The organism is Sphingomonas sp. R647, from assembly GCF_020177055.1.
Taxonomy (GTDB): Bacteria; Pseudomonadota; Alphaproteobacteria; order Sphingomonadales; family Sphingomonadaceae; genus Sphingomonas.
Window position 1 is genome coordinate 1 of record NZ_JAIQXT010000007.1, and the last position, 24,204, is coordinate 24,204.

Below are 24,204 nucleotides of genomic sequence, written 5' to 3' on the forward strand. Positions count from 1 at the left end.
CCCGCTCCCCCACCCGGCCACCCAACGACCGTGTATTCTATGGGTGGCCGGGTGGGGGAGCGGGCCGGTGCCGTCTTCAGCGCAGCTGAAAACGACTCCCTTTCACGCGGCTGAACTGTTCATTCCCGCGCCGTTCAGTCGCCGCTGCCTAATGTCCTCCCATACCGGCCAACAAGGCCGAGTCGAAGGAGGACGCACATGAAGAGATTTTTCGCAGCCGCGCTGATCGCCGCTGTCGCCATGCCGGTCATGGTTCCCGCCGCCAGCGCCCAGTCGCAGCGCGAAGTGCGCCGCGAGCGCCAGGATCTGCGTGAGGAGCAGCGCGACCTGCGCGACGCGCGCCGCTATGGCGACCGCCGCGACGTGCGCCGCGAACAGCGCGACGTGCGTGAGGCGCGCCGCGACTATCGCGGTGCCGTTCAGGATCGCAACCGCCGCTGGGGCGACAATGACTGGCGCACCCATCGCGGTTCGAATCGCGGTGTCTATGCCCGTGGCAACTGGCGCGCGCCGTTCCGCTATCAGGGCTTCCGCGCCGGCGTGCGCATCGCGCCGACCTATTATGGCAGCCGCTATTTCATCAGCGATCCGTGGCGCTATCGCCTGCCCCCGGCTAGCCGTTACCAGCGCTGGGTCCGTCACTATGACGACGTGTTGCTGGTCGACACCCGTCGCGGCACCGTCGTTCGGGTGATCCGCAACTTCTACTGGTAATACAAAATGGCCGCGCCGACGGATACGCTGTCGGCGCGGCCTATACTATGTACCGGCCCAGAAAGGGTAACGGACCGGCTGCGTCAACGCACCGAATCCATTTTGGTTCAGCGGACCGTAAACAACACCTGATCGACCACCCGACCGCCCGGCGCCACCAGCCGCAACTGGTGCCGTCCCGGCCCGGCGAGCACCAGCGGCCGCGCATCGGCAGTGCCAAGATCACGTCCGTCGAGCAGCAGCCGGTGGCCGATCACTTCCCCCGACACGCTGATCGCCATGCGTTGCCGCTCGATCGGAATATCGGGGTCAAGCGCATAGACGCTGCCCGCCACCGGGCTGACGATGCGCGGCCGCCGCGCCACCGCCGGCGCCGCCGCGACTTGCGTCATCGCCGTCCCGGCCAGAAAATACTCCCGACGCGGCTGTTCGATATTGCCGCCAAAGCTGACCTGCCGCGCCTCGATCCCCTTGGGCTGCTCAGGCGCGCGGCCCGGCTGCTCGGCGTGCAGCGCCATCATCACGTCGCGCCACACCGGTGCCGCCCCGCTGGTCCCCGACACCGCGCGCATCGGATCGCCCTCGAGATTACCGACCCACACGCCGACCGTGTAGCGATCGGAAAAGCCGATACACCAATTGTCGCGCATCGCCTTCGACGTCCCCGTCTTTACCGCCGCCCAGAACGGCAGGCGCAGCGCCGAATCCATGCCAAAGGTCGATGCCCGCGCGGCCGGATCGGCCAGCATGTCCGCGACCAGCCACGCGGCCTGCGGCGTCGTCGTCGGGCGCGCCTCGGCGTCCTTCGCCTCCGCGTCCACATGCAGCGGCGACCACCGCCCCCCGCGCGCGAGGCTGCGATAGGCCGCAACCTGCTCGACCAGAGTCACCTCCGCCGACCCCAGGGCGAGGCTGAAGCCGTAATAATCGCCGCTTTCGGTCAGCCCGCGATAACCGCTGTCCCACAGCCGGTCGCGAAACGCCTCCACCCCGGTCAGGATCAGGGTCCGCACCGCCGGCACGTTGAGCGACCCCGCCAGCGCCGATCGCGCACTCACCGGCCCCTTGAACGCGCGGTCGTAATTCTGCGGCACATACAGCCCCGACGCGGTGTCGAGCTGCACCGGACTATCGTCGAGGATCGATGCCGGGGTCAGATACCCCTTCTCGATCGCCTGCGCGTAAAGGAACGGCTTGAGCGTCGATCCCGCCTGCCGATAGCTCGCCGCGCCATCGACCGAGGGCGCGGTCGACGCCCCCCCGATCCCGCCGACCCAGGCGAGGATTTCGCCGGTTTCATTGTCCGCAACGATCACCGCCCCATCGCGCGCGCGCGTGCCGCCAAGGCCAACCAGTTGCCGCCGAAGCGCCCGGATCGCGACGCGCTGCACGTCGAGGTCGATCGTGGTCTTCACCTTCAGCCCCGGCTGGGTCAGCATCCGGTTGGACAGGTGCATCGCCAGCCCCGGGTCGAGCGTCAGGCTGCGCGCCGGCCCGAGCATCGACGCAGCGGCGCCGGCAAAGCGACTGCAATCATCGTCCCGCGACAGCGCGCACGCCCGCCGCGCCACCGCATCCGCCCCCGCCGACGGATCGGGTAGCAGCGCGGCGAGCAGCAGCCCGTCGTCGCGGGTCAGCGCATCGGGCGTCTTGCCGAACAGCCCCAGCGCCGCCGCCCCGATCCCCTGCGCCTCACCCCGAAACCCGGCAAGGTTGAGATAGGCTTCAAGGATCTGATCCTTGCTCCACCCGCGTTCCAGCGCCGCCCCGGCGCGCATCTGGCGCAGCTTGTCCATGAACCCGCGCGATCCCGGCGCGGCGAGATCGGGCGAAAGATAGCCCGCAACCTGCATCGACAGCGTCGACGCCCCGCGTGCGCGCTTGCCCTCCAACCGGTCGCGGATCGACCCGGCAACGGCCCACCAATCGACCCCGTCATGGTCGCGGAACCGGCGATCCTCGGCGTTCGCAATCGCCTCGACGGCCTCGGGCGCAATCTTGTCGAGCGGCGTCCAGCCCAACCGCCGCGCCTGAAAATCGACCCGCGAGCTGTCGAGCAGCCGCCCCTCACGATCATACAACCACGCCTCGGACGGCTTCCACCCCGCCACCGTCGCGCGATGCGACGGCAGCGGCGGCGGCAGCGTCGCCCAGTCCACCGCGACATGCACGCCGGCCAGCGTGAGAATCGCCGCAACCGCAATGCGCGGCCCGGTCCACCACGCGCGGTGCGTCGCGGCTTCAAGGCGGGTCCACAGGCCGTGAAGCCGGTGCCAGAGCTTTCCCACCATCGTCACCCCGGCCTTGTGCCGGGGTCCACCGGGAGGCGAGCGCGAAGCATGAGGCAGGAGCACCGGGCGTGCGGCGAAGTGGACCCCGGCACAAGGCCGGGGTGACGACTGAATGTCGGCTTACGCATCACACCGGACCCACAGATCTCACCGCTGCGCCACCACCATCGGCTGGTTCGGCACCGCCGCGCGGATCTCGGGCGAATACATCGCCTCGACCCGGCTCGGCGGCAGCTGCAGCCGGCCCGCCGCGTTCAGCCGCATCGCATAGCTCACACTGTGCGTGCCCCGCGGCATCCACGCGAAGTAACCGCGCCACGCATCGCGCCCACGCTCGACATAGCTGGTCCCGCCGCTGCTGGTGCCTTCCGCAAGCATCTCCGACTGGCCGCCCAGCGACCCGATCACCGTCGCGCCCGCCGGCACCGGATCGCTGATCACCACCCAGTTGCGATCCGCGCTCGCCTCGACCGTCAGCGTCACCTTGAGCACGTCGCCGCGCGTCAGCACGCCTTTGGTCTTGGCCTGCACCACCTCAACCGCGCGGGTCAGCTTGTAGCCGGCATTCAACGGCTGGGTCAGCGGCACCGCCGCCTTGACCTGCACGCTCGCCCACGGCCCCGCCCCGCCCGACTGGCTCAGCACCAAAGGCGTCTGGGTGCGCGGCAGCGCGAACAACAGGCTGCGCTGCGGTTCCGCCAGCGGCCAGCCGCGCGTCACCACCTGCGTGCCCAGCGTCGCGGTCGTGATTCCGGCCACCTGCGCGGCGGGATAGACCCCCTCAAACTTGCGCGCGGCGATCACGCCCCATGCGTTCGCGGTGGTCGTGTCCCAATGCCCGCGTTGCTGGCGCAGCGACGCGCCGACCATCATCTTCGGCCCCTCACCCTGGAATGCCGGACGGCCCAGCGTCGCCACCAGCGCCTTGAGCACCGATTCATCGCCCGACGCCATCAGCCACCACGGCGTATTGGCCTTGTCGGACAGGTCGATCCGCGTGCCTTCATAGACCAGCCGCGTCTTGAGCACGCCCTCCGCCGCCGCGCGCAGTTGCGCACCATTGGCAAGGCCGGGCACCCGGCCGAGCGCCGCGATATAATCGGCGAGCGTCGATGTCGGCATGTCCGCTGGCGTAATGCCCAGCTGCCCCAGCATCGCCGCCGACGCCGCGCCCTGGCGCGCCAGCGCCGCGAACGCCGCGACCTTTTGCAGCCGGACATCGCCATAATCGTCACGCCGCAAGCGCCCGTCGAGCACCGCCTTCAGCGCCTCGATCATCCGCCCGCGCGATGCCTCGGGGATCGGCAGCCCGGCTTCCGCCGTGATCGACAGGATATAGCTGGTCAGCGCCTCCGACCCGCGCAGGCTCTCCGACGGGAAGTATCGCAGCAACCCGTCGCGATCGAGATACACCGGCAGCTCACCCGCCAGCCGGTTCCACGCACCCACATCGCCCAGCACCACCGCCTGCGACGTGCGCTGCTCGAAACAGCCATAGGGATAGGCCGCCATATAATCGCGCACGCCCTGCAACGGCGGCACCAGCGTCTCGGTCAACCGCACCGTCACGCTGCCGACACCCGGCAGCGCGCCCGCGGGCGGCGCAATCGAAATCGGGCCGCCCTCGCCCACCCGGGCGAGCGTCGCGGCCCAGGTTTCGATCGGCACCGCCGGCGCAATATCCTGCACCACCGTCACCGCATCGACCGCCTTGCCCCCCGCATCGCGCGCGGTAACCTTCCACTGCAACTTGTCGAAGCCCTTGGGTGCGGTCAGGTTCCACGCGATCGGCACTGCGCCCCCGGCAGGAATCTCGACCGTCAGGTCGCGGCCCTGCGCCACATTGGGCGACAGCTCGACCTTCGCCGTCACCTTCATCGGCTTGTCCGACCCGTTGCGCAGCGTGAAGCCCGCCGAGAAGAAATCGCCGTCGCGCACCAGCGGCGGAATCCCGGCAAAGATGCTCAGATCCTGCGCCGTCCGCACCGCCGTCTCGCCCGTGCCGAACGTCTGGCCATTGTCGCCGACCGCCACCGCGACCAGCTTGAACGCGGTCAGCGCATCGCTCAGCGGCACATCGACCACCGCCTGCCCCTGCGCATTCAGCGGCACCGTTCCGCGCCACAACAGCACCGGCTGGAAATTCTCACGGTTCAGCGCCGACAGATCGCCGCCACCACCGCCGCCGGCCTCGACCGCCTTGCGCCCATAATGGCGCTTGCCGACCACCTGCGTCTGCGCGGTGGAGGTCAGCACCGACAACGACCGCTCGCCCATCATCGCCTTGAGCACATCCAGGCTCTCGTTCGGGGCAAGCTGCAACAGCGCCTCATCGACCGCGACAAACGCGACATCGGCCTTGGGCGCGACGCTGCCATCGGGGTTCTTGACCTGCAGCGACACCTTCGCAGTGTCGCGCGCGGCATAGCGTTCCTTGTCCGCCTTGACGGTCACCGCCATGCGGTGCCCTTCCCAGCCGACCTTGATCTTCGCGATGCCCATGCGGAAGCTCGGCTTGGCCAGATCGACCATCGCCGTCGGCTTGGCCCCCTCGCGCGAGAAGAACGGCAGGTTCCAGCGGCGCGCCAGATCGGACCACCACAATTTCCACCCGCCGACGCGCCCGCGCACCGCCATCACCGACACGAACACATCGGGGGCATAGACGCCCTGCAACGGCACCTCGACCACCGGATTGTCGCCCGACAATGTGGTGACAAAGCTCGACAGCACGCCCTCACGCTCGACCGTCACCAGCGCGGTCGCCTCCCGGAACGGCATCCGCACCTGGAAGCGCGCAGTGTCGGTGGACTTATATTCCTGCGCCTCGGCGATCACGTCCATCCGGTCGCCATTGTCGCCCCCGAACCACCAGTCATCCTCGCCCGCCAACCACACCGACGTCGTCGCGCGCGCGACATTGCCCGCGCTGTCGGTGGTGGTCGCAACGACATGCACCTCGCCCGACACGCCCGGGTCGATCGAACATTGCGCGAGGCCGAGTTCGTCGGTCTTCGCCGAACAGGATGCGCCGATCTTGGTCGTACGCATGTTGTTTTCATAAGCGTAGAAGCCGCCGATCAGCCGCCGCCGCGCGGTCAGGATTTCGCGGCTGTACACCGCGACCTGAACCTTCTGGCCCTTCAGCGGCTTGCCCTGCGTATCCAGCGCGACAAAGCGCAGGCGCAAGTCGTCCTCCTTCATCAGCCAGCCATCGGTCTTGACGCCCAGCTGCACGCCCGAGCCGAACAGCGGGATGCCGCGCGATGCCGTCAGCACCTCACCATTGGCATCCTGATAATCCATCTCGACCCGCATCCGGCTGTTGCCGGTCAGCGTCTGCGGGATATCGACGCTGGTCCGCGCGGTGCCATCGGCGCCCAGCGTGACGGGCAGTGTCTGCATCGGCGGCAGGCTGTTTGCCTCGTCCTCCTCGCCATCGCCGTTGAGCGGCTTGGTCCCCTCCTCGATCGCGCGCCCGCCGAACGTGTAGCCGTCCCAGCCATCGGGCGTGTCGCTCTCGTCATAATAGCCGATGCGCAATTCGACCGGCAGGTTCGACGCCCCGCCCCCCGACAGATAGCCGACAAACAGGTCGAGCGGCAGCGTCTTGGGCCGCACCGCCGCTTCCTTCGGCCCGGCGACCGACGCCTTCATCGTCGGCAGCTTATACTCGTCGACCTTGATCGACTGGCTGGTCCAGACCGTCTCCTCGCCGCCCTTGCCGTCGGATTTCACGAACTGCAGGTTATAGTCGCCCATCGGCGCGCCCTGCGGCACGTTCCACTGGCTCTCGCCACTGCCCATCGCGCTGATCGCCACCGGCAGCTCGAACTGCGTGTCCGATCCGCTGTGCGACAGGCGCAATTTGCCGCTGAAGCCTTCGGGGAAGACGAAGCCATTCGCGACCGGGCGGCGCAAAATATGCTTCATGTTGACGCTCTCGCCCTGGCGAACCAGCGCGCGGTCGAACACGGTATGAACGATGTCGCTCGCGGCTTCGTAGCCATAGCGCAGGTCGAAGTCGTACGGCCGGATGCCCTCGCCCCACGCGGTCAGCGTAAAGCTCATGTCATCGCCCTTGCGCGCCGACACCATCAGCGGCGGCGAGGAACCCTCCTCGCATCCGCCCCAGCTTTGCGGCTCGGGAATCCCCTGCGCCACCGCAAGCCGGCCGAACTGATCCGTCTGACCCGTCGCGAGCCCCTTGCCCGAACAGCTGTCGGTCACCCGCACCTGCGCGCCCGCAACCGGCTTGCCGCTATCGAGCGACGTCACCCACACCAGCGAGCCCTCACGACCCCATTTGAAATGCACCGCCATGTTGGTGACCAGCGCACCCGCCGCCACATAACGCGGCGCATCGCGGCCGAGCAGCGCCTTGCCCAATTGCGGCGACGCCAGCTCGACGACATAGAATCCGGGCTTGCCCAGCGGAATGCCGACGACCTCGAACTCCTTGCCCTTGCCGGGCAGCGCGATCGCCGGGAGCGCAGTGCCGGTCGCCCCGGTCAGGATCGACGCGGCACCGGTCTGGTTGATCGTGACCGTCTCGGCGCCTTTCTTGACCTCTTCGCTCTTGTAATCATCGGCATCGTCGATCGTGCGCAGCCATTTGGCGATCTCGCCATCCGACGCATCGACGCGCAGCTGCTGCCCCGCGACGGTCAGCCCCTTGCCCTGCAGCGATGGTTCGACATTGCGCACCGTGACGGGCAGCACGCCGCCCTCCTGCGCCTCGATGATCCCGAACGGCGCGGCAAACTTCACCAGCGGCGGCGCCTCGTCGAACCGCACCTCCAGCGGGAAGCGCTGGCCGTTGGACAGCACCCGCCCGCTCTCGTCCTTCAGCCCCTCGGGCAGCACCAGTTTGGCGGTAACCGATGCCGGGAGCGGTCCTGCAAACTTGATATCGCTGACCGTATTGGCGCGCTTGTCCTCGTCGCTCAGCGCGGGTTTCAGCTCCTTGCCATCGGGCAGCGAAATGCGGATCGCCTCGGCCTGTTCGCGCGGGATGCGCGCGGTAAAGCGGACCCACGCCTCCTTGACCGGATTACACCCCGCCTGCGGATTGACCCGCGAACATTCAAACCGCGCCTCAAACGGCTTGCGCACGGTAAAGTCGAAGCGCTGGTCCGCGCCCGCGGTCTTGCCGCCAGCCCCAGCCACGCCCGCGCCCCACACCAACGCCACATCGCGTCCCGGCGGCAACGGTCGCCCGCACTTCAGCGCGACGACGTTGGACAGCACCCGCGCGCGATCCTCCGCCTTCTCTGGCAGCGCCTCGGCCATCCCGGCCTCGCTCAGGAAGTTGCGCACTTCCCAGCGCTTGGGATTCAGATCCTGCAGCAATTTGCCCGGCACTTCGGCTGCGAGCAGCTCGACCGGAATCTTCTCGCCAATCCCCTCGACCGCGCAATAGGCGTTGGCCGCGACCGACTGGCGCGTGGCGGGCATGTTGGTGCCGATCAGGAAGACCTGATCCTCCTCGATCTCGCCGCCCCAGCGCTGCGGCAGCATCGCCTTGACCGTGGGACCGCCCGAATCGACCGTAAACTCGCGCTTGCCCGACACGGCATAGCCGGCAACGCTCTTCAGCTTCTCGGCCAGCGCGATCTTGCACGTCGTTCCGCCGGGCAAGGGGCTCGCAAATTCCCAGACATAGGTCTGCTGATCGACCCAGCGCCCCTCGCCGCCAACCGCGCATTCGACCTTGATCGGGGAGGCCGCACGCGGATCGCCCAGCGCCACCATCGGCTGGCTGAAGCGCACGGTGTAGCGCTCGATCGCGCCGTCACCCATGCCGGGGGTGGCCAGCACCACCTGCGGGCTCGAATCGCCCCATGCCGCAATCGGCGTAAGGGCCAGGGCCAGAACCGCGGCGGCGCGTGCGAACTGCTTCATTGAACCCATTCCCCCCGACAGGTCCGCGGAACCTACGCCCCTCACAGCAGGTGTCCAGTGTCAGCACCCGCGCATTCTCAGTTTCTGTCAGTGGTTCGCACCCGGCCCGTCCAGCACATCGAAGCCACCGCGGCACGACGCCGCGTCGACATTCAGATTGCAAGGAACACGACATGAAGAAGCTCGCTCTGGCACTCGCCGCCGCCCTCGCCACCATCACCACCCCCGCGCTGGCGCAGGACACCGAAGATTTCAGCGGCGCCAAGGCGACCGTGATTACCGGCTATGACGTGGTCGATCTCAACACCCCCGGCGTCCGCAACCCCGATGGCGTCATCTACGGCTTTGGCCTTGGCTATGACGTGCAAAAGGGCAGCACCGTGTTCGGCGTCGAAGCCGAAGTCGCCGACTCGACCGCAAAGCTCAAGGCCGGTGCCGCCACCGTCGCCGAAACCAGCCGCGACCTGTATATCGGCGGCCGCGTCGGCATCGTCACCGGCAAGACGCTGGTCTACGCCAAGGCGGGCTATTCCAACTTCCGCCTGCTCAGCATCGCCGGCAACGGCAACGCCGACGGCTTCCGCGTCGGTGCCGGCGTCGAACAGAAGCTGAGCGACAAGGTCTTCGCCAAGGTCGAATATCGCTACACCGACTATGAAGCGGGCGTGAGCCGCCATCAGGGGGTTGCCGGGATCGGCCTGCGCTTCTGATCCACAGCGCACTCCTCGATCCGGGGCTGGTCACGAAAGTGGCCGGCCCCTTCCCCATTTCGGATCGTTACGGACGATAAATCAGATTGCGAATCCTACCCAAAATCGCGCATGAACAGCGCGGGGTTTCAGGGGGGATTTCAGTGCGCTGGCCATTGGTCGTCACGAACGCTGCACTGGTGTGCGGCGTCTTTTCCATGGGCGCGCAGGCGCAAGAGCTGACGCCGTCGGCGGACGCGCCGGCACTCGCCGCTGCCGCACCCACGCCGGGCGACGCCCCCGCCTGCGATGGCTGCCTCACCGTTCCGGCGCTGACACCCGTCCGGATCGAACTGCTCAAGACGCTGGGCAGCGCGACCAGTAACACCGGCGATCTGTTTCCGATCCGCCTCGCCGCCCCAATCATGATCGACGGCAAGGAAGCCGTGCCCGCTGGCGTCACCGGGCTGGGTGAGGTCGTCCACGCCAAGAAGAATGGCGGCGCTGGCGCAGGGGGCGAACTCGTTCTGGCCGCCCGCTATCTCGAGGTCGGCGGCAAGCGGCTGCGGCTGCGCAGCCTGCGCACCGAGCAGAGCGGCCAATCGCGGATCGACACCGCAAGCATCGCCAGCGCCACCGTGCTCGGCGTGTTCGGTTTCCTGATCAAGGGCGGCAAGCTGACCATCGCAGAGGGCAGCATCGTCCAGGCCAAGACCGCCGAAACGTTCACGATCGCGCCTTCATCCATTCAGACGGCGACCGAAGGGGGGGCGCCGATCGAAGCCACAGTCCCCGCAAAAGGAAACGAGCAACCATGAAGTTCCGCACTTTCGCCGTCGCTGCTGCGGCTGTCGCGATGATCGCAACCCCTGCCCTTGCGCAGGACAAGAAGGGCGACAAGGCCAAGGCCGCACCGATCGCGCTGCCCGCCCCGCCCGCTGGCAAGGGCCAGATCGTGTTCTTCCGCCCCGGCGGCACCGGCTTTGCAATCGGCTGCTCGGTCAATGAAAAGGGCCAGAAGGTCAGCTCGCTCGGCGCGGGCAAGTACTTCATCATGGTCACCGAGCCGGGTCGTCACGAATTCACCGTGAAGAGCGAAGCCAAGGACGTACTCGCGCTTGAGGTCGAGGCGGACGAGACCCAGTTCGCAACCTGCAAGATCAAGATGGGCATCATGGTCGGTCGCCCCGACATCCGCCCTTCGACCGAGGCGGAATTCCGCGCGGCCAAGAACCTCAAGATGGTCGATGCCGACGATATGGGCCCGGGCGAGGGTGCACTGCGTCCCGAGCAGGTCACTGCCGCGCTGGGTACTACGGCTGCTGCGGGCACGCCGGAGTAAGCTGCTTCAATAAAGGGGGCGGGAACAGCGTTGGCCGTTCCCGCCCCTTTTTTTTGTGGCTGGCACGGGCAAAGCCCGTGCTGGCGTCGGACGGGTTCCGCGTTGCGGCCCCGCCGGCCGTGCCGGGCGCTGCGCCGCTGGTGCGGCGCACCGGGGCGGTCGTGGCCGCCCCTTCGCCCGTCAGTACATATGCTGCCCGCCATTGATGCTCAGCGTCGACCCGGTCACAAACCCGCCCTCTTCCGAGCACAGGAACGCCACGCCGCGCGCAATCTCGTTCGCCTGGCCCAGCCGGCCAACCGGAATCTTCGCCACGATCTTCTCCAGCACTTCGGCCGGGACCGCCGCGACCATGTCGGTGTCGATATAGCCCGGTGCGATCGCGTTGACCGTCACCCCGGCGCGCGCGCCTTCCTGTGCCAGCGCCTTGGTAAAGCCGTGGATGCCGCTCTTTGCCGCAGCATAGTTGACCTGGCCGTACTGGCCCGCCTGACCGTTGATCGACCCGATATTGACGATGCGCCCCCATTTGCGGTCGCGCATGCCCGGGAACACACCCTTGGCCATGTTGAAGCAACCGCCAAGGTTGGTGTCCATGACCTCTTTCCACATCTGGTAGGTCATTTTCAGGATCGTGCCGTCGCGGGTGATGCCGGCATTGTTGACCAGCACATCGACCGGCCCCAGCGCCGCCTCGACTTCTGCAATGCCCGCCTGGCACGCGTCATAATCCGACACGTCCCATTTGAACGCTGCGATCCCCGTGCGCTCGGTAAACTCCGCCGCGCGCTGGTCGTTGCCGGCATAGTTGGCGGCGACGGTCATCCCCAGATCCTTGAGCGCGACGCTGATCGCCTCGCCGATTCCGCGCGTGCCGCCCGTAACGATCGCTACCCGTGCCATAGTCTCTCCTAAGCCGATTTCAGCAAAGGCTAGGGAAGGTCGACCCAACCCGCAAGTTCCGATGCGACAATGCTGCGCAACATCGCGATGCCCGGAGCACTGTCATTGAGGCATGACAGATAGGCAAAATGCGTCCCCCCCGCCTCTTCGAAGCTCTCGCGCCCGCGGATCGCCAGCTCTTCCAGCGTCTCCAAGCAGTCAGCGGAAAAGCCCGGCGCGACGATCGCGATCTTCTTCACGCCCTTGCCCGGCAGCGCTTCCAGCACCGTATCAGTCGCCGGCTCCAGCCACTTCGCGCGCCCGAACCGCGACTGGAACGTCACCGTCAGTTCACGCCCCAGCGCCTCGCCAAGCAACCGCGCGGTCTTGCGGCAATGGCAGTGATAGGGATCGCCCAGCTCCAGCGTCCGCTGCGGCATCCCGTGAAAGCTCGCCAGCACCGCATCGGGCTCGAACTCCAGCGCGGCCAACTGCGTCCGCACCGACTCCGCCAGCGCGGCGATGTAGCGCGGATCGTCAAAATAGGGCGGCAGCGTGCGCAGCGCCGGCTGCCAGCGCATCGCGGCCAGCGTCTCGAACGCCTTGTCCACCACCGTCGCGCTCGTCGCCGCGCAATATTGCGGATAGAGCGGCGCGATCAGGATGCGCTCGCACCCGGCATCCTTCATCGCCTTCAGCTTCGCCGGGATCGACGGATTGCCATAGCGCATCGCCCAATCGACCATCACTTCGGGCCATGCCGCCTGCAACGCCACCGCCTGCCGCTTGGTGATCGCGGCGAGCGGCGATCCGTCATCGGTCCACACCTGTTGATAGGCATGCGCCGACTTGGCCGGCCGCGTGCGCAGGATGATGCCGCGCAGGATCGGCTGCCAGATCAGCGCCGGAATCTCGACCACGCGGCGGTCCGACAGGAACTCGCCCAGATACCGCCGCACCGCACCCGCATCGGGCGCGTCGGGCGTGCCGAGATTGACCAGCAGCACGCCGATCCGCCGCGGCGCAACCGCGGGGTGGCCTTCGGGTAAGAACATCATTCGCCTCCGGGAATCAAAGGAAGTTGCCGCAACCGCACGCCGGTCGCGGCATGGATCGCGTTCGCAATGGCAGGCGCGACCGGCGGCACCGCCAGCTCGCTCACCCCGCCGGGATCGGCTTCGCTCGCGATCAGTTCGATCATGATCTCGGGCGTGTCGGCAAGGCGCGGCAGGTCGAGATCGGCGAACCCGCGCGCTTCGGCCATGTTGCCGGTAAAGCCCGTGGTCGCGCCCAGCGCCCCGGCCATGCCGAAAATCAGCCCGCCCTCGATCTGCTGCTGCACCACATCGGGGTTGACCACCCGCCCGCAATCGACCGCCGCGACGATGCGATCGACCTTGATCCGCTGGTCCCCGCCGACCGACGCCTCGACCATCACCGCGATATAGGATCCGCGAAAGGCGTGGCACGCCAGCCCCTGCCCGCTGCCCGCAAGCCCCCCTTGCCACCCGCCCAGCGTCGCCACGGTGGACAGGCACCGCGCCAGTCGCGGCTCGCCGCCCAGCATCGCGATCCGGAAACTATGCGCCTCGATCTGCGCAACATGCGCCAGCTCGTCGATGAAGCTCTCGGTAAAAAACGCCGTCGCCCCATGCGACCCCGAGCGCCAGTACCCAGTCGGCAGGCCGATATCGGCAGGATGGTGATCGACCGCCAGATTGGCAATGCGATAGGGCGGCCGCGCCCCCGCCACCGCCGCCGGATCGCCGCTGCCAGCCAGCGCCAGCCCCGCCGCAATCGCACCATCCCCGGCCATCAACCGCGCCGCCAGCTCATGCCCGCTCGCCGGAGCAGCAATCTTGGCGAGCCAACCCGCCACCGCGCCATTGCTCCCCAGCCGCGCGGTCATCCGCGCCGCTGCCGGCGCGCGATAGCGGTCGTGCAGGCACGTCTCGCCGCGCGACCAGGTCAGCTGCACCGGCTTGCCCACCTCGCGCGCGATCAGCGCAGCCTGCTGCGCAACATCATGCTCCAGATTCTGCCCGAACGATCCCCCGGCGAACACCGGATGGATGACGACATTGCCTTCGCTCATGCCCAGCACATCCGCCACCGCCGCGCGCGCAAGCCCCGGCGCCTGCGTCGCCATCCAGATGCGACAGCGCCCATCGGCAAAGCTCGCCGTCGCCGCCATCGGCTCGATCGCCGCGTGCAGCGCCACGCCGACGCGATACTCCGCAGTGACCACGCGCGCGCCCCTGAACGTCGCGGACAGGTCACCCTCCGATTCCATCCGCGTGCCATCGCCATCCAGCGCGGCATCGAGCGCGGCCTGAATCGACGCGCTGTCGACCTTGGTCGCCACCTCGAACCGCGGCTTCATCGCGTCGAGTGCGCGCTGCGCCGCCCAGCTGTTATTGGCGACCGCCGCGACCCAGCGCTCGTCCTTGACGATTTGCAGCACACCCGGAACCTTGCGCGCCGCCCCCTCGTCCACCGAATAGAGCTTCACCGTGCCGACCGGCCCCTGCCGGATCGCGGCGAACACCATGTCGGGCAGGCGGATGTCGGCGGCGAAATTTGCGCTGCCATTGACCTTGCCCGGCGCGTCCAGCCGGGGCGCAGGCTCGCCCATCAACCGCGCGCCATCGCCCTCGCGCAGCGGCAGGTCGGCCGGCACCTCTTCGCCCGCCGCCTCCGCCGCCAACTCGCCAAAGCCGATCTTCTGCTTGTCATGCACGACAAAGCCGTTCGCCGTGTCGCACGCGGTCCATTCGACGCCCCAACGCCGCGCCGCCACCTGACACAGCATCGCCCGCGCCGCCGCCCCTGCTTCACGCAACGGCCCCTCAAACTGGCGCATCGATGTCGACGCTCCGGTCAGCACCAGCGCATTGCGCCGCGCATGGGTGGCGCGCAGCCGCTCGGGCAGCACGCCGGGGAAGATCTCCCCCGCAGCCAGCGCATTGGCGTAGAGCGGGCTGAGCGGTGCCTGCTCGACCCCGACCCGCCGCCAATCCGCGCCCAGTTCATCGGCGACAATCTGCGGCAGCGTCGTGAACACGCCCTGCCCATATTCGCATTGCGGCACGGCGACCGTGACCTGCCCGTCGGGCGCGATCTTCAGCCACGCGCCAAACCCCGCCTCGCCCTCGCGCACCGGCAGATTGGGCAGATAGGTCCGCGGCCACGCCGCCCATGCGACGATCAGCCCGATCCCCGCCCCGCCACCAATCAGCAGCGTGCGCCGGTCGATCCCCTTGATGCCCTTGCGCTCCATCCCCGCCGCTCTAGCGGGGCGCAAAGCGGGGCGCCACACCCATTCCTCCCCTTGGCCCCGCCGTCATATCCCGATAGGACAGCGCCGAACCCCCGGGGAGCCCGAACCTTGATCCTGACCGCCGCCGCGCAAGCGACCTCCCATATCCAGTTCAGCGACCTCGGCCTGCATTCGGTCGCGCTGAACCTCGGCTTCTTTCAGCTCAAATGGTATTCGCTCGCCTATATCGCGGGCATCCTGGTCGGCTGGTGGTATCTGCTCAAGCTGCTGGCTCAGCCGGGTGCGCCGATGGCCCGCCGCCATGCCGACGACATGGTGTTCTATGCCACCATCGGCATCATCCTCGGCGGTCGCCTCGGCTATGCGATCTTCTATCAGCCCACCCTGTTCCTCGAACCGCTCAAGCTGCTGCAACTGTGGGAAGGCGGCATGTCCTTCCATGGCGGCGTGCTCGGTGTGACGCTCGCGATCCTGTGGCTGTGCCGCAAGGAAAAGCTCAACTGGCTGCGCGTCCATGATTATGTCGCCTGCACCGTCCCGTTCGGCCTGTTCTTCGGCCGCATCGCCAATTTCGTGAATGGCGAGCTGTGGGGCCATCCGACCAATGTCGCATGGGGCATCGTCCATGACATGAACGACCGGAAGCAGCTGACCGGCGAAACCTTCGCGCGCCACCCGAGCCAGCTCTACGAGGCCGGCCTCGAAGGGCTGTTGGTCGGCCTGATCCTGTGGTTCCTGTTCTGGAAGACCGACGCGCGTTATCAGCCGGGCAAGCTCGTCGGCACCTTCATCCTCGGCTATGGCCTGTCGCGCTGGTTCGTCGAATTCTTCCGCGAACATGACGCGCAGTTCGACGGCACCATCTTCGCCACGCCCGGCCTGCACATGGGCCAGCTGCTGACGCTCCCGATGATCTTCGGCGGCCTCTACCTCATCGCCACTGCCAAGAAGCGCCGCGAGCGCGTCGAGCCGTTTGCAGGCGACCAGACGATTGCATAACAGCCGTTCGCACTGAGCCTGTCGAAGTGCCTTCTGCGCACCCCGTGCGCGGACCTTTGACAGACTCAGGCCATACGGATGGGGGGACGATGACCGACGCGCCGAATACCGAAGGCCCACTCCCCGAGCGGATCGCCCGCGCGATCACGCTCGCCGGGCCGATCCCGCTCTCGCAGTTCATGGGCGCGGCCAACACCCATTATTACGCGACGCGCGACCCGCTCGGCACGCGCGGCGACTTCACCACCGCGCCGGAAATCAGCCAGATGTTCGGCGAGCTGGTCGGCCTCGCGCTCGCCGATTTGTGGGACCGCGCCGATCGCCCCGACTGCCATTATGTCGAGCTTGGCCCGGGACGCGGCACGCTCGCCGCGGATGCCCTGCGCGCGATGCGCAGCGCCGGCCTCACCCCGCCGGTGCATTTCGTCGAAAACAGCCCGATTCTGCGCGCCGAACAGGCCAAGCAGGTTCCCGACGCGGAATGGTCGCTCGATCTTGTCGGCATCCCCGATGACAAGCCGCTGCTGGTCGTCGCCAACGAATTCTTCGACGCGCTCCCGATCCGCCAGCTGGTCAAGACGCCCCAGGGCTGGCGCGAGCGGCTGATCGCGTGCCAGGACACGCTGTTCATCCCGGTGATCGGCAACACCATCTTCGATCCGATCATCCCGCAGCAGTTCCGTGACGCAGCGGACGGATCGATCCTCGAAACCTCGCCCCCCAGCGTCGCGATCCTGCGCGCCCTCGCCGCGCGATTGCTGCAACAGGGCGGCGCGGCGATCGTGATCGATTACGGCTATGCCGGCCCCGCGATCGGCGACACGCTTCAGGCGGTGCGCGGTCACGCTTATGTCAATCCGTTCGAGGATCCGGGCGAGGCCGACCTGACCGCGCATGTCGATTTCGGCACGCTGATCGAAGCCGCGCGGGTCGAGGGGTTGGAGGCATACGGCCCAATCTCGCAGGGCGCATGGCTGCGCGACCTCGGCATCGAACCGCGCGCCGACGCCCTCACCCGCGCCGCCCCCGACCGCGCCGCCGATGTCGCCATCGCCCGCGACCGGCTGATCGGCGACGACGCGATGGGTGAGCTGTTCAAGGTCGTCGCGCTGACCGCGCCCGGCTGGCCCGTCCCGGCGGGCTTCGCATGATTCAGCTCGACACCCCCACGCCCGCCGACGCCGCCGCGCTCGACGCGATGGCCGAGGCAAGCTGGCGCGACACCTTCGCCCATTTCTACAAGCCCGAAGACCTCAACACATTCCTCGAGGAGAATTTCGGCGAAGACGGCCGCCTGACCCGCGACCTCGCCAACCCGGCGATGACCTGGGCCGTCGCCCGCGTCGATGGCGCCATCGCCGGCTATGCCAAGATGGTGCCCCCCAATCTCGAACAGGCGCACGCGACCGACGCCCAGCTGGCGCAGCTCTATGTCGCGACCGACTGGCACGGGCGCGGCGTCGCACAGGCGCTGATGGACTGGGCGATGACCACCGCCCGCGCCCGCCGCGCGCCCGCATTGCTGTTGACGGTGTTCGAGGAAAACCACCGCGCGATCGCCTTTTACGGCAAATATGGCTTCGTCCATGTCGGCGACTATGCCTTCCCGGTCGGCCGCCAGATCGACCGCGACCTCGTGATGCGGCTGGCGCTGTGAACAACGCCCTCACCATCCTTCGCGCCGCAGCACTCGACGGCGTCGCGCACGGCTTCCTCGGCCGCACCGGCGGCGTCACCACCGGCCCCACCGCCAGCCTCGACATGGGCCGCCGCGGCCTGCCCCCCACGCCCGAATTGCAGGAAAACCAGCGCCGCGTCATCGCCGCGATTGCGCCCGGCAGCCACTTCGCCACCGTCCACCAAGTCCACTCCCCGGACGCCGTGATCGTCGGCAGCGACTGGGACGAGGACGCCCGCCCGCACGCCGACGCCCTCGTCACCGACCGCCCCGGTATCCTGCTCGGCATCCTCACCGCCGACTGCGCCCCCGTGCTGTTCGCCGACCGCACCGCCGGGGTAGTCGCCGCCGCCCATGCCGGGTGGAAGGGCGCACTCCACGGCGTCACCGACGCCACCATCGCCCGCATGGAGGAACTCGGCGCCGACCGCAGCCGCATCGCCGCCGCTATCGGCCCTTGCATCGCCCGCGCCAGCTACGAAGTCGACGACGCTTTCCTCACCCGCTTCGCCGCCACCGACCCGGCGAACGAACGCTTCTTCACCCCCGGCAAGCCCGGCCACTACCAGTTCGACCTTGAGGCCTATGTCGTCCACCGCCTTGCCGCCGCAGGGCTGCGCCGGATCGAGGCACTCGGCGCGGACACCTATGCCGATCCTGCGCGTTTCTTCAGCTATCGCCGCGCGACGCACGAAGGCGCGCCCGACTATGGCCGCCAGATCAGCGTGATCGCATTGACGGACTAAACGATCGGTGCGACGGCTGCGGTAATTAGTTTCATCTGATACCAGGAGCGGACGCACCATGACCGACACGCCCGAACAGCAGGACGAAGCCGCCCTCACCGGCACCACCCCGCGCCGCCGCCCCAAGCCCCCGGTCGACACCGTCGGCGGCCGCAAGCTCAGCCCCAGCACGCTGATGATGGGCCATGGCTATGACCCGGTGCTGTCGGAAGGCTCATTGAAGCCCCCGATCTTCGCCACTTCCACCTTCGTCTTCCCCAACGCCGCCGCGGGCAAGCGCCATTTCGAAGGCGTCACCGGCAAGCGTCCCGGCGGTGCCGAAGGCCTCGTCTATTCGCGCTTCAACGGCCCCAATCAGGAAATCCTCGAGGATCGCCTGGGCGTGTGGGAAGAGGCCGAAGACGCACTCGCCTTCTCCTCCGGCATGTCCGCCATCGCCACCCTGTTCCTCGCCATGGTCAAGCCCGGCGACACGATCGTGCACAGCGGCCCGCTCTACGCCGCCACCGAAACGCTGATCGCCCGCATCCTCGGCAAGTTCGGCGTCCATTGGGTCGACTTCCCCGCCGGCGCCACGCGTGAAGAGATCGACGCGGTGCTGCAAAAGGCATCGTCGGGCAATGTCGCCCTCATCTATCTCGAAAGCCCCGCCAACCCGACCAACGTGCTGGTCGATGTCGAAGCCGTCGCCGCCAGCCGCGACGCGATCTTCACCGGCGACACCAAGCCGCCGATCGCGATCGACAACACCTTCCTCGGCCCGCTCTGGGCGCAACCGCTCAAGCAGGGCGCCGATCTCGTCGTCTATTCGCTCACCAAATATGCCGGCGGCCATAGCGATCTCGTCGCGGGCGGCGTGCTGGGCAGCAAGGCACACATCAACACCATCCGCATGATGCGCAACACGATCGGCACGATCTGCGACCCCAACACCGCGTGGATGCTGCTGCGCTCGCTGGAGACGCTCGAACTGCGCATGTCCCGCGCGGGCGAGAACGCGGTGAAGGTCTGCGAATATCTCCGCACCCACCCCAAGGTCGAAAGCGTCGGCTATCTCGGATTTCTCCCCGAAGGCAGCCGCCAGCGCGACATCTACGATCGCCACTGCACCGGCGCCGGCTCGACCTTCTCGCTGTACCTCAAGGGCGGCGAGAAAGAGGCATTCGCGTTCCTCGACTCCTTGAAGATCGCCAAGCTCGCGGTCAGCCTCGGCGGCACCGAAACCCTCGCCAGCGCCCCCGCCGCCATGACCCACCTCTCGGTCCCGGACGCGCGCAAGGCGGCGCTCGGCATCACCGACAATCTCGTCCGCATCTCGATCGGTGTCGAAAATGCCGACGACCTGATCGCGGACTTCACCGAAGCGCTGAAGGCGGTGTGAAACGCAGCCCCTCCCCTGCGGGGGAGGGGCCGGCACCGCGCCCCATGCCATGACCGATCGCGTAATTGCGCTGCACCGATTCCGAACAGTCATGGTAAAAATGAGTAAAGAGGGGGCTTTCCCGAACTCCTGAAGTACGGCTACCAGAATATTGGTTTGGTTCAGTATTCGTGCGGTAGTCAGTATGCGTGATGTGATCGAGTTCGGCCAGCTCCGGACACAGGGGCTCGCCGGTCTCACCCGCCCGACCAAAATCGTCGGGTTCCCGCAGCCGGCGCTGCAAGACCCCAAGTTTCAGGCCGACCTGCGCGCCATGCGCTTCCCCGTCGTGAACAACTATCTGAACGACCTGCTCGGGGGCCGCGATCTTGGATCCGCCCCACGCAGCATCGCCCTAGGCGCCTATCTCGACACGCCCGCGCCGCCTGCGGACAGCGTCAACGCGCTCGAAATGGTGCTTGAGGCGGGCGTGCCCCAGGCGGTACTCGACCGGATCGACCTGCCGCAATCGCTCGGCCCCACCCGCCATCCACGCTTCTTCGCCGGACGACAGGGCTCCTGCGCCGACATGCATTTCGACTGGCTCAGCCACTGGCTGTTTCAGGTGCCGTTGATCGGCCGCAAGCATTTCGCCTTTCTGCCGATCACCGCCGCCAGCGCGCTCGACGTGAAGGCCAATTTCGCCCGCCGCAATCTGCGCGGCCTGTCGCTCGACGACTGGTCCGCGCTGGTCGCCGAACATGACGGATGCCACTTCATCCTCGGCCCGGGCGAGGCGCTGGTCCAGCCGCCCTTCTGGTGGCATTGCGTGACCTATCTCGAGCCTGCCGCGACCGTCTCGATCGGCGTCGGCGAAGTCGATCCGGTCATCGACGCGATCGTCGCCGAGCCGGGGCCGCGCGACTGGAAGCTCGCAGCGCTGTTCAACGCCCGCCTCCACGGCGGCGCACAGGCGCAGGGTCCAAGCCGGATGGTCGACGCGATGCACGCCGCGCTCAAGGCCAAGGCCGCACAGCGCGTCGGCTGACCCCGACCGTATTCGTCGCTTGCTAAGCCGTGCGGCGGCGGCGCACATTTCGGTCATGCGCTACCTCGCCCTGCTGCTCGCCCTGATCGCCACCCCGGCCGCAGCCGACGAATTCAAATTCGGCCTCCAACTCGACGAAAGCGCAACCGCGATCCCGCGCGAAACCGTGCTCGCGGCGACAGCAGAAGCGCGCACCAACTGCACCCCCGCCACCCCGCCCAGCGAGGACTGCGCACTCGGCCTCGTCGCCGCCGCCGAGATGCTCGCCACCGCCGGCCTGTTCGACGAAGCCGAACGCGCTGCCCGCACCGCCCTCACCATGATGGAGACCCTGCGCGGCCCCGCGCATGAAGACACCAGCGTCGTGCGCGGCATGCTCGGCGCGGTGCTGCTGCGCGGCGGACGCTATGATCAGGCCGAACCGGTCCTGCGCGTCGCGGCGCAGACGCTTCAGGCGGGCGAAGGCGGCGACCCCGAACTGCTCGCCGATCATCTGATGAACCTCGGCATCGTGCTCGCCGAACAGCGCCGCTATGCCGACGCCGAACCGGCGCTGCGCCGCGCCATCGCGGTGCGGCAGGAACGGCTCCCCGAAAACCTCCTCGCCATCGCCACCGCGCGCGCCAATTTGGGCGTGCTGCTCGCCCGCATGGGCCGCGACCGCGATGCCCTCGCCGAACAACAGGCCGCACTGACGATCCGGCGCGAGCGGCTGAAGGGCAGCCATTACGACCTCGGCACCTCGATGCTCAACCTCGCCGAACTCCTCGCGCGCCAGCCCGATGCCGCGCGGCTGATCGCCGAACCCTATCTGCGCGCCGGGCTGATGACGCGTGAGGCCGTGCTGATCCCCGGCGACCCGCGCACCACGCTCGCCCAGACGATGCTCGCCGAAAATCTCGACGCCCAGGGCAAACGCACCGGCGCGCTCGAACTCTACATGCTCGCTTATGCCGGCGCGCGCGAAACCCTGTCCCCCGACGCCCCCTTGCGTATCCGCGCCGCCCACAATCTCGCCCGCTTCCTCGCCGCCAACGACACCGCCCTCCCCGTCGCCCGCACCCTGATCCGCGAAGCCGCCACCGGCGCCCTCACCCGCGCCGCCCGCGCGCAAGACTTCGACGAACGCAGCCGCGCGGACCTGTCGCAATGGCGCGGGGTGTTTGCGGGGAGTGTGGCGGTGGCCTGGCGGTTGGGGGCGTCGCGCTGACGCCGCGCCCCTGCGTCCGATGAGCAGGCGCCGAGCGGAAGCAACTTGCTGCGACGGGATCGCGCGCTACCACTCTGCGAATGATCCTGTCGTCGCTTCTCGCAGCCGCCACGTTAACTGCGCCCACAAAATTGCATTGCGGTCGCCCTCCCGCACCCCCGACGGGCGCAACCTGGTTCACCTACAAAGATTACCCGAAAGCTGCTCGCAAAGCGAAGATGCATGGACGCATTGGGTACGCACTGCACCTTTCCGAAGAAGGGTGCCCTATAAGGTGCGAAATCGTTAGTACGTCAGGTTACCCGTTGCTCGACATTGAGACTTGCAAGCTGCTGATGCGACGGGCGCGCTACAGCCCTGCGCTCGATGCTGAAGGCAAGCCTATCGCCAGTGTCGTTTCCTTGGCGATCACTTGGGTTCTCCAGTAGCACGCTCAGCGTTCTTCCCCTCGCCCCTCCGCAGGAGGGGAGAGGGATGCGCAGACTTGGGTCTTGCGAAGCAAGGCCCTAGTCGGAGCTGGGTGAGGGGTGGGCGGCTACGCAGTAGCCGCGCGGAGCGAAGCTCCGCTCCGCCCCTAACCCAACCTCCGCTATCAAGAGGGGAGCGGAAGAAGGCCGTGCTGGCACCGCCTCTATACTATGGCTACATCCGCCGAGTGTCCGACGAGTTCACCTTCCTCACCGCCCTGCGCGCCATCGCGACGCACCCCGCAGCGGCGGGCCTCGCGGATGATACAGCGCAGCTCGACGTCACCACCGGCACCCTGATCCTCACCAGCGACACGATGGTCGAGTCGGTCCACTACCGCCCGCACGACCCGCCACAATCGGTCGGCTGGCGGCTCGCGGCGGTGAACCTGTCGGACCTCGCGGCCAAAGGCGCGACGCCGCTTGCCTGCCTGCTCAACTACAGCCTGTCGGGCGACGCCGAATGGGACCGCGCGTTCCTCGATGGCCTCAACCAGGCGCTCACCAGCTACGCGATGCCCCTGATCGGCGGCGATACGGTAGCGATGCCCGCCGGCGCGCCGCGCAGCCTGACGCTCACCGCCATCGGCACCGCGCAACCCAAAGCCCCCCTGCGCACCGGCGCGCGGCCCGGCGACACGCTCTGGGTCACCGGCACCATCGGCGGCGCGGCGTTCGGTGCGGATGGCGAACCACGTGACCTCGCCCGCTACCTCCACCCCGTCCCGCGCGTCGCGGAGGGGCAAGCACTCGCCCCCCTCGCCACCGCGATGATGGACGTCTCCGACGGCCTGCTGATCGACGCCGACCGGCTGGCAACGGCCAGCAACATTGCCCTCGCCATCGACCTCGACGCGGTCCCGCTGGCGCTCCCCGGCCCCGTCCTCGACGCGGCGTGCGCAGGCGACGATTACGAACTCCTGTTCACCCTGCCCGATGGCATAGAGCCGCCAGTCCCCGCCTCCCGCATCGGCACCGCCAGCCCCGGCAGCGGCCTCACCCTCACGGCGAACGGCGCCCCCATCCCCCTCCCCGCGAAGCTCGGCTACCGCCACGGCGGCTGAGTCCTGCCATGCATAGCTCCCCTCCCTGAAAGGGAGGGGTTGGGGGTGGGTTTAGCGGCAAGCGAGGCTCGATGCCTCGATTGCTGCTTTTTGCCGTGCGGTCTGTTTGAGTCTTTTCGGCGCGCAGACGCGCGCACCCACCCCCCGCCCCCTCCCTTTCAGGGAGGGGAGACACAACTGGCCCCCACCCCAACAACCCCCTTCAAATGTTGGATTTCTTCTGATCTACCCTGATCGATGAAGCCGACTCCATCCGACTCAGCCACCCCCGCGTCGCCGACCCGACGCGCGCCAGTCGCGTGCCGGTTGTCAGCACGTCGCGTCTCCGTCGCGTCGCGGGTGTCAGCCCGTCGCGCCCGCGTCGCGCCCCTGTCGCGTCACCGTCGCGCACCTGTCGAAAACCCGGCGCATTCCGGTCGCAAACCTGGTGCGTTCACCTCCGCCGCGCGTGAAACACCCCATTTTCGTCAGCTTCGTCGGACACCCGGCCGATCCACCACGCCGCTTGACAGCCCCCCGCCCCTCTCTAC

At 67.9% G+C, this 24,204-nt stretch carries 18 protein-coding genes; 13 read left to right on the top strand and 5 right to left on the bottom strand.

Annotated features, from left to right (window positions below):
• Positions 1 to 198: 198 nt before the first annotated feature.
• Positions 199 to 714, top strand: a complete 516-nt coding sequence (locus tag K9B35_RS17195) for an RcnB family protein (protein ID WP_224923229.1) — start codon at positions 199 to 201, stop codon at positions 712 to 714.
• Positions 715 to 821: 107 nt separating this feature from the next.
• Here K9B35_RS17195 and pbpC read toward each other — a convergent pair whose 3' ends face one another.
• Entirely contained in the window at positions 822 to 2,918 is a 2,097-nt protein-coding gene (gene pbpC, locus K9B35_RS17200) for a penicillin-binding protein 1C (RefSeq protein ID WP_224923373.1), read from the bottom strand.
• 234 nt (positions 2,919 to 3,152) lie between these two features.
• Complete coding sequence (locus K9B35_RS17205; protein ID WP_224923230.1) at positions 3,153 to 8,909, bottom strand: alpha-2-macroglobulin family protein; 5,757 nt, start codon at positions 8,907 to 8,909, stop codon at positions 3,153 to 3,155.
• A 173-nt stretch (positions 8,910 to 9,082) separates the two neighbouring features.
• Between K9B35_RS17205 and K9B35_RS17210 the strand changes: the two genes are divergently transcribed.
• The 3 genes from K9B35_RS17210 (at position 9,083) to K9B35_RS17220 (ending at position 10,940) form a co-directional block, all read left to right on the top strand.
• A complete protein-coding gene (locus tag K9B35_RS17210; protein ID WP_224923231.1) occupies positions 9,083 to 9,619 on the top strand; it encodes an outer membrane protein in 537 nt (178 codons plus the stop codon).
• Between the two features lie 143 nt (positions 9,620 to 9,762).
• Complete coding sequence (locus K9B35_RS17215) at positions 9,763 to 10,416, top strand: hypothetical protein (protein WP_224923232.1); 654 nt, start codon at positions 9,763 to 9,765, stop codon at positions 10,414 to 10,416.
• Complete coding sequence (locus tag K9B35_RS17220; protein WP_224923233.1) at positions 10,413 to 10,940, top strand: DUF2846 domain-containing protein; 528 nt, start codon at positions 10,413 to 10,415, stop codon at positions 10,938 to 10,940. The genes K9B35_RS17215 and K9B35_RS17220 overlap by 4 nt, the downstream gene beginning before the upstream one ends.
• 180 nt (positions 10,941 to 11,120) lie before the next feature.
• Here the strand turns inward: K9B35_RS17220 and phbB are convergent, their stop codons facing one another.
• From phbB to K9B35_RS17235, 3 genes are read right to left on the bottom strand one after another with little or no spacing between them, the layout of a single operon-like run.
• The gene (gene phbB / locus K9B35_RS17225; protein ID WP_224923234.1) at positions 11,121 to 11,843 is read right to left on the bottom strand and encodes an acetoacetyl-CoA reductase; all 723 of its coding nucleotides are present in this window, start codon (positions 11,841 to 11,843) and stop codon (positions 11,121 to 11,123) included.
• A 29-nt stretch (positions 11,844 to 11,872) separates the two neighbouring features.
• On the bottom strand, positions 11,873 to 12,877 hold the full coding sequence (hemH, locus tag K9B35_RS17230) for a ferrochelatase (protein WP_224923235.1): 1,005 nt from the start codon (positions 12,875 to 12,877) through the stop codon (positions 11,873 to 11,875).
• A complete protein-coding gene (locus K9B35_RS17235; RefSeq protein WP_224923236.1) occupies positions 12,877 to 15,102 on the bottom strand; it encodes a xanthine dehydrogenase family protein molybdopterin-binding subunit in 2,226 nt (741 codons plus the stop codon). Before K9B35_RS17235 ends, hemH begins: the two co-directional genes overlap by 1 nt.
• A 108-nt stretch (positions 15,103 to 15,210) precedes the next feature.
• On the opposite strand from K9B35_RS17235, the gene lgt reads away from it, so the two are divergent.
• The 9 genes from lgt (at position 15,211) to thiL (ending at position 23,674) form a co-directional block, all read left to right on the top strand.
• Positions 15,211 to 16,101: a prolipoprotein diacylglyceryl transferase gene (gene lgt / locus K9B35_RS17240; RefSeq protein ID WP_224923237.1), complete on the top strand. Its 891-nt coding sequence runs from the start codon at positions 15,211 to 15,213 to the stop codon at positions 16,099 to 16,101.
• Between the two features lie 89 nt (positions 16,102 to 16,190).
• Entirely contained in the window at positions 16,191 to 17,252 is a 1,062-nt protein-coding gene (locus K9B35_RS17245) for a class I SAM-dependent methyltransferase (protein WP_224923238.1), read from the top strand.
• Positions 17,249 to 17,758: a GNAT family N-acetyltransferase gene (locus K9B35_RS17250; RefSeq protein WP_224923239.1), complete on the top strand. Its 510-nt coding sequence runs from the start codon at positions 17,249 to 17,251 to the stop codon at positions 17,756 to 17,758. Before K9B35_RS17245 ends, K9B35_RS17250 begins: the two co-directional genes overlap by 4 nt.
• The gene (pgeF, locus tag K9B35_RS17255) at positions 17,755 to 18,525 is read left to right on the top strand and encodes a peptidoglycan editing factor PgeF (RefSeq protein WP_224923240.1); all 771 of its coding nucleotides are present in this window, start codon (positions 17,755 to 17,757) and stop codon (positions 18,523 to 18,525) included. The genes K9B35_RS17250 and pgeF overlap by 4 nt, the downstream gene beginning before the upstream one ends.
• Before the next feature lie 58 nt (positions 18,526 to 18,583).
• Positions 18,584 to 19,906, top strand: a complete 1,323-nt coding sequence (locus K9B35_RS17260; RefSeq protein ID WP_224923241.1) for a cystathionine gamma-synthase family protein — start codon at positions 18,584 to 18,586, stop codon at positions 19,904 to 19,906.
• A gap of 184 nt (positions 19,907 to 20,090) precedes the next feature.
• On the top strand, positions 20,091 to 20,933 hold the full coding sequence (locus K9B35_RS17265; RefSeq protein WP_224923242.1) for a cupin-like domain-containing protein: 843 nt from the start codon (positions 20,091 to 20,093) through the stop codon (positions 20,931 to 20,933).
• Between the two features lie 55 nt (positions 20,934 to 20,988).
• The gene (locus tag K9B35_RS17270) at positions 20,989 to 22,143 is read left to right on the top strand and encodes a tetratricopeptide repeat protein (protein ID WP_224923243.1); all 1,155 of its coding nucleotides are present in this window, start codon (positions 20,989 to 20,991) and stop codon (positions 22,141 to 22,143) included.
• Positions 22,144 to 22,223: 80 nt separating this feature from the next.
• On the top strand, positions 22,224 to 22,571 hold the full coding sequence (locus K9B35_RS20380; protein WP_224923244.1) for an energy transducer TonB: 348 nt from the start codon (positions 22,224 to 22,226) through the stop codon (positions 22,569 to 22,571).
• Positions 22,572 to 22,798: 227 nt separating this feature from the next.
• Positions 22,799 to 23,674: a thiamine-phosphate kinase gene (gene thiL, locus K9B35_RS17280; RefSeq protein ID WP_224923245.1), complete on the top strand. Its 876-nt coding sequence runs from the start codon at positions 22,799 to 22,801 to the stop codon at positions 23,672 to 23,674.
• Positions 23,675 to 24,204 lie beyond the last annotated feature (530 nt).